This window comes from Rugosimonospora africana, from assembly GCF_016862975.1.
Taxonomy (GTDB): domain Bacteria; phylum Actinomycetota; class Actinomycetes; order Mycobacteriales; family Micromonosporaceae; genus Rugosimonospora; species Rugosimonospora africana.
In genome coordinates this window covers 1-16,810 of sequence record NZ_BONZ01000100.1, presented here as the reverse complement: position 1 = coordinate 16,810, position 16,810 = coordinate 1, and the positions used below count along the sequence as shown (strand labels likewise).

Here is a 16,810-nt window from a genome sequence, read left to right as displayed (position 1 = left end):
GCCCTACGATGCTGCCTCACCGGCCACGTGCTCCGGCGGGGCTCACCGAACGCGAGAGGGACGAGCGGATGGCTTCCTTTCCAGCGGCGCGGCTGCTGACCACCCTTGTTTCGGGGGCACTCGCCAGCGGCCTGGCACTTCCGTCCGGGGCCCCGGCACACGCCCGGCCGACGGTACCCGCCCGCCCCGCGGCCGCGGCGGCAGGGCCCGGCACGACGGCCGCCACCGGCGTGCCGGACGCGGCCAGCGCGCTGGCCATGGCCCGCCGCACCGGACGGCCGGTCGAGATCACCAGCGAGCGCACCGAGACCGGGCAAGTGTTCGCTAACCCGACCGGTACCAGGACGCTGGAGCAGTACGCGTTGCCGGTGCGGACCCGCCGGGACGGCCGCTGGGTACCCATCGACACCCGGCTGGTGCGCAACTCCGACGGTACGGTCTCTCCGGGCGCGACCGTGACCGGACTGCGGCTGTCGGGCGGGGGCAGCGGCCCGCTGGTCAGTGCGGCACAGGGCGACCGGCGGCTGTCGCTGTCCTGGCCGGCTCCGCTCCCGGTACCGGTGCTGGACGGCGACACGGCGACCTACCGCGCTGTGCTGCCCGGCGTGGACCTGCAGGTGCGGGTCGACGCGATCGGCTTCTCCGAGCTGCTGGTGGTCCACGACGCCGCGGCGGCGCGCAACCCGGCCCTGCGCCGGATCCGGCTGCGCACCGGGACCGAGGGACTGACGCTGCGGGCTGATCCGGACGGCGGCAGCACCGCGCTCGGCGCGGACGGCAGGGCCGTCTTCGTCTCGGGTACCCCGATGATGTGGGAGAGCCGCGGCGCGGACCCGGACCGGACCCCGACCGCGACACTGGACGCGACGCCGGCCGCCGCCGCGACCGGAAGCGATGGAAGCCGGGCGCCCCGGCAGCGGGCGATGCACATGGAGGTCGCGGCCGGACAGCTGACCGTGGTACCGGACGCGACGCTGCTGTCCGCGCCGGACGTCCGGTACCCGCTGTACATCGACCCGTCCTACAGCGCCGCCCAGTACCGCTGGACCATCGTGTCCGGCTCCAGCAAGACCACGTCTTACTGGACCGACTCCTACTATCACGACGACATGCGGGTCGGTCTCACGTACGGCACCGGCGAGGGGCCGTGGCGCACCTTCTTCCAGGTGAACACCGCGCCGCTGGCACACGCCACCGTCTCGCAGGCCTGGGTATCGGTGAGCATGACGCACTCCGCGAACTGCGCCGCGACCAGCGTCGAGCTGTGGCACACCAACACCATCGACCCGACCAAAGCGGTGACCTGGAACAACACCGCCAGTTCCTGGTTGGGCGGCAAGGCGTTGGACACGCAGAGCGGCAAGGCGAACAAGCCGGCGTGCGGCCAGTCGCCGATGCTGATGGAGTTCGGCGTGACCAACGGCTCGGTCCAGGCGGTCGCGCAGGACGCGGCCACCGGCGCGGCAGGCCCGCAGGAGGCGGTGGCGTTCGGCTTGAGGATTCCCAGTGCGCACGAGTCCGACGACTTGTACTGGAAGCGGTTCGACCCGGCGACCGCCCGGCTCAACGTCGTCTACAACACCCCGCCGCTGGCGCCGACATCGGTGTCCACGGTGCCGCCCACCCCGTGCGGTACGGTGGGCGCGCCGACCCCGCTGAACACCACGACGCCGACCTTCGGCGCTGTCGGCTACGACCCGAACGGCGACCTCATCTCCGACGACCTGGACATCCTGTCAGGCAGCACGGTGCTGGACACGGAGAACTCCGGCACGGTCGGCTCCGGGGACGCGGCGAACTGGCTCACCGTCCCGGCCGGCGTGCTGCCGAGCGACCAACCCACCGCCGTGTTCGGCTACCGGGCCCGCACCCGGGACGGCACGCTCGCCGGACCGTACTCGACGCCGTGCTACTTCACGGTCGACACTACCCGCCCCACGCCGCCGAGCGTCACCTCAACCGACTACCCCAACGGCGTACCGGTCCGGTCGGTGGGTGAACTCGGCACGGTGACCTTCACCAGAGCCGGCGGCGACACGGACGTGGCCAGCTTCCAGTACGGCTTCACCCCGGACGCCACGACCATGTCGGTGGTCGCCGCCACGGACGGCACCGCCACGGTACCGGTGACGCTGTGGCCGGCGGTCGCGGGCGACGGGTCCGATGTCAGCCGCACCCTCTACGTGCGCGCGGTGGACCGCGCCGGGAACGTCAGCCCGCTGAACGCCGGCTGGGTGCTGGCCGAGCACGGGCGGGTGGTGACCGCACCGGCGGCGCGGGCCGACCTGAACGGGGACCGGCGCGGCGACGTCAGCACCGTGGTGGACCAGGGCTACGACCGGACCACCGTGTGGAACTGGGTGGCCGGGCAGGGCGGCTTCTCCACCGGGTACGTCGGCTGGGACAGCGGCATCAACGGCGGCTTCGGTACCAGCCGGATCGCCAGCGTCGACGGCGACTTCAACGGCGACGGCCGCACCGATGTCGCGATGTTCCGGGAGGACCCGGACGCCCAGGTCCGGCTGTTCCTGCTGCTGTCGGACGGCACCCGGTACAACGCGGCCAGCCAGCCGGTGTGGACCGGCTCCGGGTGGCGGGTCAGCCACCTGAAGCTGGTGGCCGGCGACTTCAACGGCGACGGCTACGACGACATCGCCGCGTTGCAGGGGCTGGCCGGTGGGCAGAGCAAGCTGTGGGTACAGCTGTCCAACCGGGGAGCATTCGGCAACCCGGTGCTGCAGTGGGACAGCGGCGCCGGCAACCTGGCGCTGGAACAGGCGAACCTGGTGGCCGGCGACTTCGACGGGGACGGCTACACGGACATCGCCGACGTGGTCGACGCCGGCGGCGGGGTGAGCCGGCTGATGGTGCACGCCTCCAACCACGGGCAGTTCGGGGCGCCGGTCACCGCCTGGGCCAGCGCCGCGGGTACCTTCTCGGCGAACCGGGCCCGGTTCGTGGCGGGCAACGCCGACGGTGACGCCGCGCACCGGGACGAGATCCTCGCCCTGTACGACGACGGCTCCGCCACCGCCCACCTGGCCGCCTTCACAGACCAGGGCGGCACCTGGACCACCGGCACGTGGTGGAGCAGCGGCGCCGGCGGGTTCGATGCCTCCCACGCGGTCACGTTCGGTGCCGGCGACTACGACGGCGACGGCCGGACCGATGTCGCCGCGCTGTACGACACCGGAGCGGGCACCCGGCGGCTGTACACGTTCACCTCGTCCGGCATCGGGTTCGCCGACAAGCAGGACCGGTGGGACGGGTACGTCGGCGCCGCCCTGCCCGCGCCGCACATCGACCAGACCCGCAAGTACCGCATCCAGCCCTCGTACGACAGCAAGTGCCTGGACGTGCCGGGAGGCAGCACGGCCGACGGTACCGCGCTCGACCAGTGGGACTGCGTGGCCACCGCGACCTGGGAGCAGTTCGCGCTGGTACCGGTCGGCGACTCGCCGTACTACGAGTTCAGGACGGCAGCCGGCAAGTGCGTCGAGGTGCGCGGCTGGAGCCTGCTCGATGCCGCGCCGATCGACCAGAGCCCGTGCGCGGCCGGCGGACCGGCCCAACCCAACCAGCACTTCCGGCTGGACTACGTCTCCGGCAGCGGCCGGGACATCCTGGTGCAGATCCGCGACGTGCACAGCGACGCCTGCCTGTCGGTGACCGGGTCGGGTACCGCCAACGGTGCGGCGATCGTACAGGCGGCCTGCGGTGCCCCGGCGCCGGCGAACCAGCTGTTCTTCGTCCGGGTCGACCCATGACGCCGGTCCCACCCCGCCGCGACCGGCTCCGTTTCTGGCTGTGGACGTTGATCCGGATGATTGGTCTGAATCGCGGCGGCAGCATCGAGTGCTATTTTTTGGGCGGCTCAACCGTTTGGCAGTAACTGTCCAAGTTGGACGCCACGCTGATGAATGCCCAGGCCGCGCCGGCATCCCCCAACAACGCCATGACGCGGGCCGTCAGGGATCAGATCTACTTTGGCGGCCAGCATTCGCCAACGGCGCTCTTGGTCTTGTCGGCATGGATTGTCGGCGGGCTGCTTGTCATCGGCATCGCCGACTGGGTCCATCTTCTGCATCGACGCTACGCGGTGCACAGTCTCGCCGATATCTGTGCGCCAGAGTCAGATTGTCTGTGTGACCGTCCTATGTGAACTGACTAGTTGATCAAGGCGGCATCATGACCGCTGCCGCCGCCGTCGTACCGGAAGACTTCTGCTTCGGCCCTCGTGGGTTCACGATCGCCGCGATGCCGCAACTGTTCGCGGTCATGGCGGGGTTGAACGCTCGCCGGGTTGACTGGTGTCGGTCGTAGGATCGCCGTGATGAAGCTGTGGGAGCGGTCCGGACCGTTGGCGCAACTGGAGGAACTGCTGCATGACAGTGGTCGGGCCGGCATGGTCGCGCTCGTCGCCGGTGAGGCCGGCATCGGTAAGTCGGCGCTCGTTGCCACGTTCGCGAGCCAGTGCCGTGCCCGCGCCCGGTTGCTGCTGGGTGTCTGCGACCCGCTGGTGACGCCGCGGGCGCTGGGGCCGTTGCACGACATCGGGCGCCAGGTGGGCGGGCGCCTGGCCGAGCTGTTGGACGCTGGCGCGGACCGTACCGAGGTGCTCGGAGCGCTCGTGGTCGAGCTGGCAGGCCCGCGCCAGCGGCGGCGGCCCGTTGTCGTGGTGGAGGACGCGCACTGGGCGGACGAGGCCACCATGGACCTTCTGGTGTTCCTTTCTCGGCGGATCGATCGGCTAGCCGCTCTGCTTGTGGTGACATACCGCGACGACGAGGTCGGCCCGGATCACCCGCTCCGGGTGGCGCTGGCCGCGATGCCGCGGGCGGTTGTGCGTCGGATCCCGGTCCTGCCGCTGTCCGAGGCGTGCGTGGCCGACCAGGCCACCAGCGCCGGGCGGGACGCGGTGGAGGTGTACCGGCTGACCGGCGGCAACCCGCTGCTGGTGACCGAGGTGCTCGCGGGCGGCTCGGCGGTTCCGGACACCGTGCGTGATCTCGTACTGGCCCGGCTGCGGGGCCTGCCAGAACCGGCCCGGGAGCTGGCCCGGCTGGTCTCGGTGATACCAACCCGTGCTGAGCCGGCCGTGCTGATTGGACGCGAGGCCGCGGTCGAGGGGTGCATCGCCGCCGGGGTGCTCGTGCCGGCCGGTGACGGAGTGGCCTACCGCCATGAACTGCTACGCCGGGCTGTGGAGGAATCGCTGTCCCCGGTCAGCCGGGCCGCGCTGCACCGCGAGGCACTGGGCCTACTGGCCGGTGTCGACGGTATCGACCCGGCCCGCCTCGTCCACCACGCTCGGCTTGGCGGGAAGATCGACGCGGTGCTGCGCCACGGTATGGTGGCGGCGGCGCGTGCCGCCGGGCAGGGCTCGCACCGGGAGTCCGTAGCCCATTATCGGGCGGTGGCGCCGCACGCAGCCCGGCTGCCTCCGGCAGAACGGGCGGAGTTACTGGAGGCGTACGCCGTTCAGGCGTATCTGGCCGGGGTGTCGACGGAGGGCCTGGACGCGTGCCGGGCGGCGCTGCGGGAGTGGACTTCGCTGGGCGAGCGGGACCGGATCGGCAGATGCCTGCGCTGGATCTCACGGCTGGCGTGGTGGAGTGGGCAGGGCGGACCGGCCCGGGAAGCGGCTGCTGAGGCCGTTGTGGTCCTCCGGGCCGGCCTGCCGGACCGCGAGCTCGCCATGGCCTTCAGCAACCGGTCCCAGCTGCACATGCTGGCCCACGAGTTGGAAGCGGCACTGGAGTGGGGCGAGCGGGCCCGTCTCCTGGCGGACAGCCTCGGCGACGCGGAGACGGCGCTGCACGCGAGCGTCAACATGGCCACCGCCCGCGTGCTGTCCGGCGACGTGACGGCGGCCGACGAGCTGCGCCGCATCCACCGCTCGGCCGCCGCCGCGGGACTGACCGACCACGCCGCCCGCGCGCTGGTGAACCGGTCCTCGTCCCTGCTGGAACTGGCCGACTACAACGCCGCGGCAGCCGCGCTGGACGAGGCACTGTCCTACGCCACCGGGGAAGACCTCGACGGATACGTGCAGTACCTGCTGGGCCTGCGGGCAATGATCCGGCTCGAACGGCTGGACTGGGAGGGTGCGCTGACCGATGCGCACGCCTCGCTGAGCAGGCCCATCGGGCTTGGCGTCGCCGTCGTCCCGGCGTTGGTCGTGAAGGGGCGCATCCTGTCCGCGGGAGGCAGCGACGGCGCCCTGGCCACCTTGGACACCGCCGCCGCCCACGCCTACGGGCTGGATGAGTTGCAGTGGATCGGGCCGGTTGCGTCGGCTCGAGCGGAGTATTTCCTGATGGTCGGCGAGCCGGAACGCGCCGTGGCGGAGGCGCGCCCGGCGTGGGAGCTGGCTTCCGCCCGGGGGCACAGCGCGCTCGCCGCCGAACTGGCGTTCCGGTGCTCGCAGGCGGGTGGCGCTGCGGGCGAACCCGACGGTGAACCCGTGCGGCGACCAGAGCCCTACCTCAGTCTCATCGGCGGCGACTGGTCCGGGGCGGCCGCCGCCTGGGCCGCCCGGGGACGCGGATACGCACGGCTGGAGGCGCTCTCGTACGGCGACCGGACCGCCGTCACCGAAGTGCTCACTGTTCTGGATCGGCTGGGGGCGGTGCGCGCCGCGGCCCGGTTGCGGGCGGCGCTACGCCGACGGGGCGTCACCGGGGTACCGCGCGGCCCGCGCCTGACCACCACGACCAACGCGGCCGGACTGACCGCCCGGCAGGCGGAGGTGCTGCGACTGCTCGCACAGGGACTATCGAACACCGATATCGCCGCCCGGCTGACGCTGTCCACAAAGACCGTCGAGCACCATATCTCCGCGGTGCTCGCCAAACTCGGGGTGACCAGCCGCGGCCAGGCGGTCGCCGCAGCCCACGGACGTCACCTGCTCGGCTGAGCCCGCCGCACGCGCGGGCCAACACCCGCCAGCAGTGAGCACCAACATGGGGGATTTCCCCCAGTACCCCCAAACGGGCCGGGCACTACGGTGCCGCCCATGACGCTTCTGCGGACACCGGAAGCCTCGGCGCTCTGCGGTGCCGACCACCACCGGTTGGGATACGTCCCGCACTACACCCGGGTGTTCGCACCCGGACCTGCCATCTACGCCGCATGGACGCAACTCGTCACCGCCTTGTGGGCGGGCATGGACGAACGCCGCGACGAACTGGTGAGGCACGCGGCGGCTCGCCGGCTCAGGGCGCGGTACTGCGTCCTCGCCCACGCCACAGTGCTCCAGAGCACGTTCTTGGACACCGACAGTCTGCTCGCCATCGCCGTTGACCGGCATGGATCCGACCTCGACCCGCTGCGCGCGCACCTGTCCAACATGGAGATCTTCCACGTCGTGGCGGCCGTAGCAGCCTGCCGGTTCTGCACCGCCGTCCTGGACGCAACACACACCACAACCGACGACAGCTACGACGCTCTCGATCCCACACCGCGCGCAGCTCTGCTCCAACCGTGCAACGGAGGCCACCATGACCAGTAAGGCCGTTGTCAGCCTCACCACGGGGCTGGAGGATCCCGAGAAGGTAACCGTCGCGTTCCTGGTCGCCGTCGGGGCCGCCGAATCCGGCCGGCAAACCCTGATGTTCCTGACGAAGGAGGCCACCAGACTCGCACAGGCCGGCGTGGCAACGGCCACGGCCTGCGACGGCTGCCCGCCACTGTCCGACCTCGTCGCCCGGTATGCGGCCGCCAGCGGACGGTACCTGGTCTGCCCGATCTGCTTCGACGCCCGCCGGCTGGACAAGAGCCAGCTCATCGACGGTGCCGACCTCGGCGGCACCGTGCCGATGTGGCAATGGATCGGCGACGAAGGCGCCACCACATTCAGCTACTGACCGCATGATGAACAACAGATCCCCTCGCAGCGAGACCTCCAGGATCGGCGTGCCCACGCCCGTGACCCCTTCACCCCAAGTCAGGTATCACGCGCATCCTATGGAAGCCTGTCGCTCTTTCGGGTTCCGTCGTTGGGTCGATTTCATCGGGTGCCCCGGGGGCGTAGGCGCTCGGGCAGCCGGGTCGGACTGGGTGGCCGCCGCGCCGGCGACACGTAGCCGATCAGCGCCGGCGACAGGCGTGGTGGAAGTACCGCCCAGCTGCGTCGCCGACCAAGTTCGGTAGTGCCGGGTGGCCTCGAAGGCGGCCAGGACGGCCAGCAGGATGTGCGCCGTGCCTGGCTTCTGGTCCAGGCGGCTGGCTTGTTCGACAGCTTCAAGCCCGAGCCAAGCTGGAAACCGGCGTTGAACGCTGGGTTTTCGTGGTGTCCGGGTGCGGGGGAGGGCTCAGCGCGAGCAGCGTGACGGCTGCGGCGGGCGACGCCGCGCGTAGTGCACACGGCAGCTGTGCGACGGCACGGATTAGGGGTGCAGCCTAGCGGTCGGACGATCGTCCGATGAGGCTATACGCGGCTGTTGGCAGATCCCCAGTTCTGGCGAACCTGGTTGAGCACCAGCGTTGCGCGAGGTTCTCTTGTCGTTAGGCCGGTCTGACCGGACCGGGGAGTCCGTCACGGTTGGCGGTGAGGAACTCCCCGGGCGAGTGTCGGTTGTTCTGGCTGAGCAGGGCGTGCCGCGGTCGCAGCCGCCGAGCCCACAACTCCCGCGCCGTACGCGGACCGCACGCGCGCTACCCGAGCAGCCTGACCCCAAGATCTCTCGCGGACGCGCAGCATCACCAGCGCGAACACCACGGCCGCCCAGAAGATCAAGGCCGCTAGTTGCTGGAGATGATGGCGCCTCCGTCAACGGTGAGCACGGTTCCGGTGACGAAGGGGTTCTCCATCAGGTACAGGTGCGCCGCGGCGATTTGGTTCGCTTCCCCGATCGACTTGGTGAGCGTCTTATTGGCGAGGGCCGTGAACAACGTGGCGCGCTGCGGCTGCGGAACCGGGTCCCACAGCGGCGTCCGGATTGCTCCCGGCCGGACCGCGTTGACGCGGATCGGGGCGAGTTCGGCGGCCAGTCCTCGGGTCAGGCCCTCGATGGCGGCGGCGGCGCCGGCCGCGAGCGCTGTGCCGGGTGCGGGGCGAACAGCGACCGTTCCGGACGTCAGCACGATCGAGCCTCCCGGCCGGATGCGCGGCGCCGCGTGCTTGACCGCGGCGGCCGCTCCCCAGAAGCGGACCTCGAAAAGGTCCCGGGCGGCGTCGAGTGGCAGGTTCGCGAGCGGCTGCGGACGTACCGTGTCGCCGGCTGTGTAAACCACGTGGTCGAGCTCGCCGACGCGGGAGAACAGGGCAGCGACGTCAGCCTCGTCGCGGGTGTTGACGACGGAACCGTCACAGGTGTCCGGCAACTCGGCGAGCGCGGCCTTCAGTCGCCCCTGGTCGCTCGACGCGATCGTGACTGCCGCGCCGGCCGCCGCTGCGGCGCGGGCGGTGGCCAGTCCCATCCCTGAACTACCGCCGATGATGACGATGCGCTGGTCTGAAAGAGCCATGGTTCCCACTCCTATGCCTCGACCCCGTGATGACTCACTGAGTCATCAGCATAGCAGAGATGATAACTCACTGAGTCATCACTGGTACGATGGTCGCCATGCCGCGATGGGACCCGCGCGCCGAAGACCGGCTCCGCGAAGCAGCGCTGGAGCTGTTCCTCAAGCATGGATACGAGAACGTCACCGTCGCGCAGATCACCGAGCGGGCCGGGCTGACCCGGCGCTCGTTCTCCCGTTACTTCACCGACAAGCGGGACGTGCTGTTTACCGGATCAGAACAACTCCCGGCCGCCCTCGCCCGCTCCGTCCGGCATGCCGACAGCACCCTCTCGCCCTTCGGCGCCCTCCTGACCGCTCTCATGGACATCTCCAGCGTGCTGGCCGACCAGGCCCCGCTCGCCGCGCAACGACGCGCGGTCGTCCGGGCCAGCCCGGAGCTGCAGGAACGGGGTCTGACCAAGTTCGCCGCAGTCACCGACGCGGTGGCGGACGCGTTACGGGACCGGGGCACCGCCGAATCGGAGGCGACGCTGCTCGCGCAGGTCGGTGTCGCCATCTTTCGCACCGCGTTCGACCGCTGGACCGACCAACCGAACGACGTCGGCCTGCCGGCCTACATCCGAGAGGCGGCTGCCGAGCTCGCCGCCAGCCTGGGCAACGTGGACTTCGCCGCGCTGCCCCGCCCGTGACGCGATGACCGCGCCACTGTGGGCCCGCAGGCAGCCCATGTCGACAGAATGGCCGGGCGTTGGGCATTGGTTCGTGTTGCCCCTCGGACACGAACCCCATCCTCCTCAGGCGCCAAACACGATCTCGCTGTCGTGCACGGGCACCGGTGGGGTCACAGTATCGATCCGGCCTCGGGCACGATTCATTTCTCAGTTGTGTGGGCGCTGCCGGTGTGACGGTCGAGTTCGGTTTGGGCGCGGAGGCGTTCGGCCTGGGTTTGGGTGATCCAGGTCGTAACGAGTGCTGGGTCGCCGCCTGCGTCGAGTACGGCTCGGTAGCGTGCGATCTTCGCGTCGCATTCGGTGTTGGAAGGACTTCGTCGGTGCGCTGTTTGTTCCAGACTTGGTGGCCGGTGTAGGGCCTGTATCGAAGTCGGCGGCGGGTGGGCTGCTGCGGTCTCTCGGCCGCGTGCGGCCTGGGCTCGCTCACCCTGCTCCGGCACGCCCCACCCGAGTCGTCCAGCCACCGGTCTAGCGACTCGGCGACAGTGGTGGCCGAGGAGCAAGGTGCGCCGGTTGATCCGGGCGGCCAGCAGAGTGATGGCCGGAGAGCCGACCATCACCCCGACGGCGTACGCGGTGATCGCGTACGCCGCGACCGGGATCGACACGTCTAGATCGGACGCGAACAGCTGGATGATGCCGTTGCTACCGAATTCGCCGGTGCCGATCGCGAAGGTGCCCAGCGCCAACGCGAACAGGGTCGACTTCGGCTCGCTGATGGCCGACTTCGCGGACGTGTGCCGCCGTTCCTCGGCGGTGCACTGGCCCTCGTACGCGCGCTGATGCATCGTCTCGTCCTCAAGAGGCAGCGCGCATGATGAGCTCGGCTGTCGCCGCGGGTTGGGAAATCATCGCGACGTGTGAGGCGGCGACCTCGACGGTGCGTGCGCCGGCCCGCCGCGCCATGAACCGCTGCGCCGCGGCGGGCAGCACGTTGTCGTCGCGGGCCACGAGGTACCAGGAAGGAGTCGCCTTCCAGGCCGGGACGCCAGACGGCTCCTGCAGCGTGCGCAGGTCGGCCGGTCGCTGACTGGCCCACATCAGATCGGTGGTCGTCCTGGGGACGTCTCCGGCGAATACGTCTCGGAAGACCGCCTTCTTGATGTATCCATCGACGCCCGCACCGTACGGACGGAAGTCCAGCGCCGTCTCGCTGAGCTTGCTTCCCGGGTACCTGGTCTGCAAGCCCAGCAGCGTCTCACCCTGATCCGCCGCGAAGGCGGCCACGTAGACCAGCGCCTTGACATTCGCGTTGCCGGTCGCGGCGTTTGTCACGACGAGGCCGCCGTAGGAGTGCGCGGCGAGCACCAGCGGGCCGTCGATGGTGGCCAGGACGCTGGCCAGATAGGCGGAGTCGGCGGCCACCCCGCGCAGCGGGTTCGCTGGGGCGATGACCGGGTAGCCGGCGCGGATGAGCCGCCCGGCGACGGCGTTCCAGCCCGAGGCGTCCGCGAACGCGCCGTGTACCAGTACTACGGTGGGTTTCTGCATGCCGTCGCGCCCTGAGTATGCCTGCGCGGGCGCTCCGAGCGCCGCGCCGGCTGCGGCTGCGGCCGCTCCGGCCAGCAGCGTACGGCGAGTGGTCGTCATCGGTGTGGATCCCTTCAGCTTCAGTTCGTTGACCAGCCGGCTCACCGTACGAACGCCTACTTGATGGGTACTGAACGAAGCCACACACGCGACGGCGGGCGGATCCGCGAAACAATTCCGTACTCGTCAAGTACGTGGACCTACCTTGCGGGAATGAGACCGAACAACAGCGAAGCCGCTCGGAATCAGGGCCTACGGGTCCACGTTCTCCGCTGGCCGTCCACATCGAACACCAGGCATTGAGTTGTCGATCCTCCTCGAGTTCGCGCGCGATCCGTTGACGGTCGGCGCGGTCGCGGCGAGCCCGGCGCTGGCCCGGGTGGCGACCGCGGCGGTGCCCCGAACCGCGCCCGATGTTTTCCACCCGCCCGGCGTCTGGTCCGATCACGGCGGTCGCGGCTCGACGAGTCCGTCATCAGCCGGACAGAATGGGTCAACCTCGCGCCCGCCCTGGTGTACTACTGCCGCCGCCCTTACCCCAGGCCATCCATCGAAGCCGAGCCCGGACGACGCGGCCGGACAACGCCAAACCATTGAGGAGTTCGCGATGCCAACCAACGTCAACCGGCAGACCGTTGATCTGTCCGCCTACCCTGATCTCCTGGTCCTCTACCTCGGCATGCGGGTGAACCACCTTTACGGGATCCGGACGTTCTTCAGCTTCGGCCGGAAGATCAGTCAGTCGGTGGCAGACAAACCCGACGGACTACTGCTGCACGAGCCCGTGTACTACTCGTTCCTCCCGATGAACATGGGCATGCGACAGTACTGGCGCGACCTGCCCTCACTACTCGCCTTCGCCCGCTCGGAGCCACACCGGCAGTGGTGGCTGAAGTTCCTCCAGGACTCCGGCGGCACAGGCTTCTGGCATGAGACGTACTCGGTGAGGGGCGGCATGGAGGCCGTCTACGACGATGTGCCCAGGCCGCTCGGTTTGGGGCGGTTCGCTGGGCTCCGGCGCGCCCGCGGACCTATGTTCGGCTCCGCGGCCCGCCTGGGACGCTCCGACAGCGGTAGCCCAGCCATCTCCGAGACGGAACTCTATGGATCTTAATCACCGGGCGGTGGAACCCTCCCAGGCGAGGTATTCATCGACGTCCGCCAAACCGCCGACTTCAGACCACCCGTCGGCCGGCGGGGAACGCCATGTCCAGGCACTGATGCGGCCGGTCGTAGTCGGTGTGCGGGGCTTGGTGTTCCGGGCCACGCGGCGACTGTGTTTGGGTCAGCCCTTGCGCGGCCCTCGGCGTCGCCGTCCCCCGACGAACCGTTCCCGCACGAGAACACTCCGGCAGAGATTGTCGCCCGCGACCGGGCCGCCTGGAACGGCAACTGACCGGGTAGTGCGGCGGGTCGCGCCGTCGGCTGCCGACGCCGTATCCGTCGCGCGACGACCCGGCGAGTCGGGCGTACAGGAAACGTACGGTCGGCGTACAGCCCTCTCCTAGGCTCGCCGCCATGAGGCTTTCGCGTTCCCGGCCCGCCGCCGGTGTCGGGCTGCTCGGCACCGTGCTGGCCGTTGTGGTTGCCGGCTCGCCATCCGTCGCGACCGCGGATCCGCGGCCCGCCGCGGCCGCGTCCCCGGCATCGAGCGACGAATCGGCCGCGCAGGCGGCCGCCCACCGCTCCGGCAAGCCGGTCGAGGTGCTCGCCCGGCGTACCGAGACCAGTGAGGTGTACGCCAACGGGGACGGCACCTTCACCCTGCGGCAGCACCTGCGGCCCGTCCGCGCGCTGGTCGACGGGGTGTGGAAGCCGACCGACGCGACCCTGCACCGCGCCGCGGACGGCATCGTGGCACCGACCGCCACCACGTACGGGATGCGGTTCTCCGGCGGCGGTGACGGCCCGCTGGTGGTGATGGATTCCGACGGCGGCCAGGTCGCGCTGACCTGGCCGGCCCCACTGCCGGCGCCGGTGCTGAACGGGAGCACGGCTACGTACCCCGACGTGCTGCCCGGCGTCGACCTGCAGCTGATCGCGGACGTCGACAGCTTCTCCGAGAACCTGGTCGTGAAGAACCGGGCGGCGGCAGCCAACCCGGCGCTGGCCGACCTGCGCTTCGGCGTGCAGCCGCACGGGCTGGACCTGGTCAGCGGCACGGACGGCGCGTTGCGGGTGGTGAACGGCGCCGGCAGCACCGTGCTGTCGGTCCCGACGCCGAGGCAGTGGGACGCCTCGCCGCGCGGCACCGGGGTCGCGATGACGACCCGGGTCGCCGACCACACCCTGCGCATCACCCCGGACCGGAGCATGCTGACCGCCCCGGACACCACGTACCCGGTGGTCATCGACCCCAGCTTCCCCAGCGGGTACAAGAACCACTGGGCGGTGGCGTACAAGTCGTCGACGTGTTCGAGCTGCGCCGGCACCGCGTACTACGACGCGAAGAACAAGATCGGCAGCGAGTCGCCACCCGAGGCGCGGGTCGGCCACGAGAGCGACACCGGCGGCACGGCCCGGGCGTACTTCGAGATGAACATCGACGGCTTGCAGGGCTCGCACATCATCTCGACCACGTTCAACGTGGTCAACGCGTACTCCTACAGCTGCACGAAGGAGCCGGTCGAACTGGGCTGGACCGGGAAGATCAGCTCGTCGACCACCTGGAACAGCCAGCCGACCTGGCAGACCGTGCAGACCAAGTCGTTCGCCCACGGGTACTCGTCGTCGTGCCCGGCGGCCGGCGAGGACTACACCAGCGCCACGCTGACCAGCCTGGTGCAGGGCGCGGCGGACGCCTCCGCGACCAGCGTGACCCTGGGGCTGCGTACCACCGACGAGACGAACACGTACACCTGGAAGCGGTTCACGGTCAACAGCACCAACCCGGTGCTGGAGGTGACCTACAACCATGCGCCGACGGTGACGGCGAGCACCGCGTACCGGGGGCACTGGACCAACACCGCCGCGGACCAGCCGCTGGCGTGCGCCACCGACCCGGCCGCCGGACCGGTTGTCGGACTGGCCGGCACGACCCTGACCGCGAAGGTCAGCGACGCCGACAACCAGTCGCTGACCACCACGTTCACGGTCAGCGAGTACGGCGGGGCCACGGTGGCCACCCGGACCGCCACGACCGCGAGCGGCGGTACGGCCAGCACGACGATGACCGTGGGCACCGCGGCGGGGCAACTGCTCGACGGGCACAGCTACGTCTGGACGGCGAAGACCAGCGACGGCACCGACGCCTCCGCGACCACCGGGTCGTGCGGGTTCACGGTCGACGGGATCGCCCCGACCACCCCGGCGGTGACGGCCACCGACGGCCACGCGCTGGACGTCGCCGAGGTTCCGGCGCGCCAGCCCCGCACGATCAGGTTCAGCGCCAGCGACGCCCACCTGTCCGGCTTCTGCTACACGCTCAACCAGACCCTGTCGGTCGGCGGCGCGGTCTGCGCGGGCGGCACCTTCGTCGCGGCCGGCACCGACGGCACCGCGACGGTGACCGTCGTGCCGCCACGCTGGCCGGACAACCAGCTCGTGGTGGTCGCGTACGACACGGCGACGAACAGCTCAGCCAACGACGGCTCGGGAACGGTCTCGGTACTGACCACCCCGGCCGTGTTCGTCGGCGAGGGCGGGCAGCCGGCCAGCGGCGACCGGCGCGGTGACTTCACCGGCGACGGGCAGGTCGACCTGATCTCGAACAGTTCGGGTGGTGGCCTGGCGGTCTACCCCGGTACCGGCACCGGGGCGCTGAGCAACGGCCAGGTGATCGCCTCGTCCGGGTTCACCGGCGCGCTGGTCGCGCACGGCGGCGACTTCATCGGCCCCGCGACCGGGCTGGGTCCGGACGGGTACGAGGACGTGGTGGCCCGGTTGAGCGACGGCAGCCTGACCATCTACCCGGGCGACGGGCTCGGCCACCTGCTGACCGGTGCCGGACGCCAGTATCCGCACCCCGGCGGTACCACCTGGTCGGCGGTCACCCAGATCGCCACCCCCGGCAACATCGACGGCTTCCTGGGCGCCGACCTACTCACGGTCGAGGGCGACAGCCTGACCCTCTACCGGGGCAGCGCGCAGGGCGGCCTGGCCACCGACGCCTCGGGCGCCGTCTCGCCCGGGCTGGTGCTGGCCACCGGCTGGAGCGGTTGGGACCTGGTGGTACCCGGCGACGTCACCGGGGACGGCATCGTGGACGTGCTGGGCCGCAAGCACACCGACACCACCACCGACGCCGCCTACGGGAAGCTGTACCTGTTCGCGGGGCAGCGGGCCGGCGACGGCAGCTACCAGCTGGCCGCCCCGGTCGTCTACGCCGCGTCGGGCTGGGCACCGGCCGCCGCGCCGCTGCTCGGCGGCAGCGGCAACGCCCAGGGCACCGTCGTCACGAACACCGACGGCAGCAAGCAGTTCCAGCCGACCGCGGGAGCGGGCACGCCCGACTTCTGGAACACCGCGCCGGGCGGCACCGCGGGTACCGGCCAGCTGTTCTTCGACCCCGGTACCCCTTCGGCGCCGGGCACCGCCGTCAAGATCGGCGACGGGAACTGGACCACCATCATCACCCGCATCGCCTGACCTGGTGCCCACCGCCCCGTACTCAGCTGGGAGTGAAGTTTGACATCCTCCGCCGCCCTAATGGGCGGGGATTCCCTTGGTCGCCCTTGGGTTTTCCTGCTTCGACGCCGGCCGCCGCATCCGGGCGTTCGCCCGTTGAGGTCTTACGCCAGCTCCACAGGCAGCGGCCGAGAGCCCCTCGGCCAGAATGTTGCGTGCCGCGTTGACGTCCCGGTCATGGGTGCTACCGCATCGGCAGGTCCACGCCCGCATGTGCAGCGGCAGTTTCTCCGTCAGTGCGCCACACGCCGAGCACAGCTTCGACGACGGGAACCAGCGGTCGGCGACCACAAGGTTGCGGCCGTGCCAGTCGGCCTTGTACTCCAACATGCTGCGGAATTGCCGCCAGGCCGCGTCGGAGATAGCACGGGCCAGGGTGTGGGTTTTGACCATGTTCCGTACCGTCAGGTCCTCGATCACGAGCGTTTGGTTTTCACGCACGAGACGAGTCG

General features: G+C 70.4%; 12 protein-coding genes. 9 read left to right on the top strand and 3 right to left on the bottom strand.

What is annotated here, in order from left to right:
* Nucleotides 1-68: 68 nt before the first annotated feature.
* From Raf01_RS43230 to Raf01_RS43210, 5 genes are all read left to right on the top strand, one after another.
* Entirely contained in the window at nucleotides 69-3,767 is a 3,699-nt protein-coding gene (locus Raf01_RS43230; protein WP_203923962.1) for an RICIN domain-containing protein, read from the top strand.
* Nucleotides 3,768-3,901: 134 nt separating this feature from the next.
* Nucleotides 3,902-4,162: a hypothetical protein gene (locus Raf01_RS43225; RefSeq protein WP_203923961.1), complete on the top strand. Its 261-nt coding sequence runs from the start codon at nucleotides 3,902-3,904 to the stop codon at nucleotides 4,160-4,162.
* A 171-nt stretch (nucleotides 4,163-4,333) separates the two neighbouring features.
* Entirely contained in the window at nucleotides 4,334-6,919 is a 2,586-nt protein-coding gene (locus Raf01_RS43220; RefSeq protein ID WP_203923960.1) for a helix-turn-helix transcriptional regulator, read from the top strand.
* Between the two features lie 99 nt (nucleotides 6,920-7,018).
* Nucleotides 7,019-7,513, top strand: coding sequence for a carboxymuconolactone decarboxylase family protein (locus Raf01_RS43215; RefSeq protein ID WP_203923959.1), 495 nt, complete (start codon nucleotides 7,019-7,021; stop codon nucleotides 7,511-7,513).
* Nucleotides 7,503-7,868 (top strand): DsrE family protein, encoded by a 366-nt coding sequence (locus Raf01_RS43210; RefSeq protein WP_203923958.1) that lies wholly within the window; start codon nucleotides 7,503-7,505, stop codon nucleotides 7,866-7,868. Before Raf01_RS43215 ends, Raf01_RS43210 begins: the two co-directional genes overlap by 11 nt.
* An 877-nt stretch (nucleotides 7,869-8,745) precedes the next feature.
* On the opposite strand, the gene Raf01_RS43205 is transcribed toward Raf01_RS43210, so the two are convergent.
* Nucleotides 8,746-9,471: an SDR family oxidoreductase gene (locus Raf01_RS43205; RefSeq protein WP_203923957.1), complete on the bottom strand. Its 726-nt coding sequence runs from the start codon at nucleotides 9,469-9,471 to the stop codon at nucleotides 8,746-8,748.
* Between the two features lie 98 nt (nucleotides 9,472-9,569).
* Between Raf01_RS43205 and Raf01_RS43200 the strand changes: the two genes are divergently transcribed.
* Together Raf01_RS43200 and Raf01_RS43195 are read left to right on the top strand one after the other, a co-directional pair.
* Nucleotides 9,570-10,160, top strand: coding sequence for a TetR/AcrR family transcriptional regulator (locus Raf01_RS43200; RefSeq protein WP_203923956.1), 591 nt, complete (start codon nucleotides 9,570-9,572; stop codon nucleotides 10,158-10,160).
* Nucleotides 10,161-10,706: 546 nt separating this feature from the next.
* Nucleotides 10,707-10,985 (top strand): hypothetical protein, encoded by a 279-nt coding sequence (locus tag Raf01_RS43195; protein WP_203923955.1) that lies wholly within the window; start codon nucleotides 10,707-10,709, stop codon nucleotides 10,983-10,985.
* 15 nt (nucleotides 10,986-11,000) lie between these two features.
* Here Raf01_RS43195 and Raf01_RS43190 read toward each other — a convergent pair whose 3' ends face one another.
* The gene (locus tag Raf01_RS43190) at nucleotides 11,001-11,792 is read right to left on the bottom strand and encodes an alpha/beta fold hydrolase (RefSeq protein WP_203923954.1); all 792 of its coding nucleotides are present in this window, start codon (nucleotides 11,790-11,792) and stop codon (nucleotides 11,001-11,003) included.
* Between the two features lie 547 nt (nucleotides 11,793-12,339).
* Here Raf01_RS43190 and Raf01_RS43185 point away from each other — a divergent pair.
* Complete coding sequence (locus Raf01_RS43185) at nucleotides 12,340-12,846, top strand: monooxygenase family protein (RefSeq protein ID WP_203923953.1); 507 nt, start codon at nucleotides 12,340-12,342, stop codon at nucleotides 12,844-12,846.
* 404 nt (nucleotides 12,847-13,250) lie between these two features.
* Nucleotides 13,251-16,319: a VCBS repeat-containing protein gene (locus Raf01_RS43180; protein WP_203923952.1), complete on the top strand. Its 3,069-nt coding sequence runs from the start codon at nucleotides 13,251-13,253 to the stop codon at nucleotides 16,317-16,319.
* 57 nt (nucleotides 16,320-16,376) lie between these two features.
* On the opposite strand, the gene Raf01_RS43175 is transcribed toward Raf01_RS43180, so the two are convergent.
* Nucleotides 16,377-16,810, bottom strand: a 434-nt coding sequence (locus tag Raf01_RS43175; RefSeq protein ID WP_203923951.1) for an RNA-guided endonuclease TnpB family protein, incomplete at its 5' end; no start/stop codon positions are given.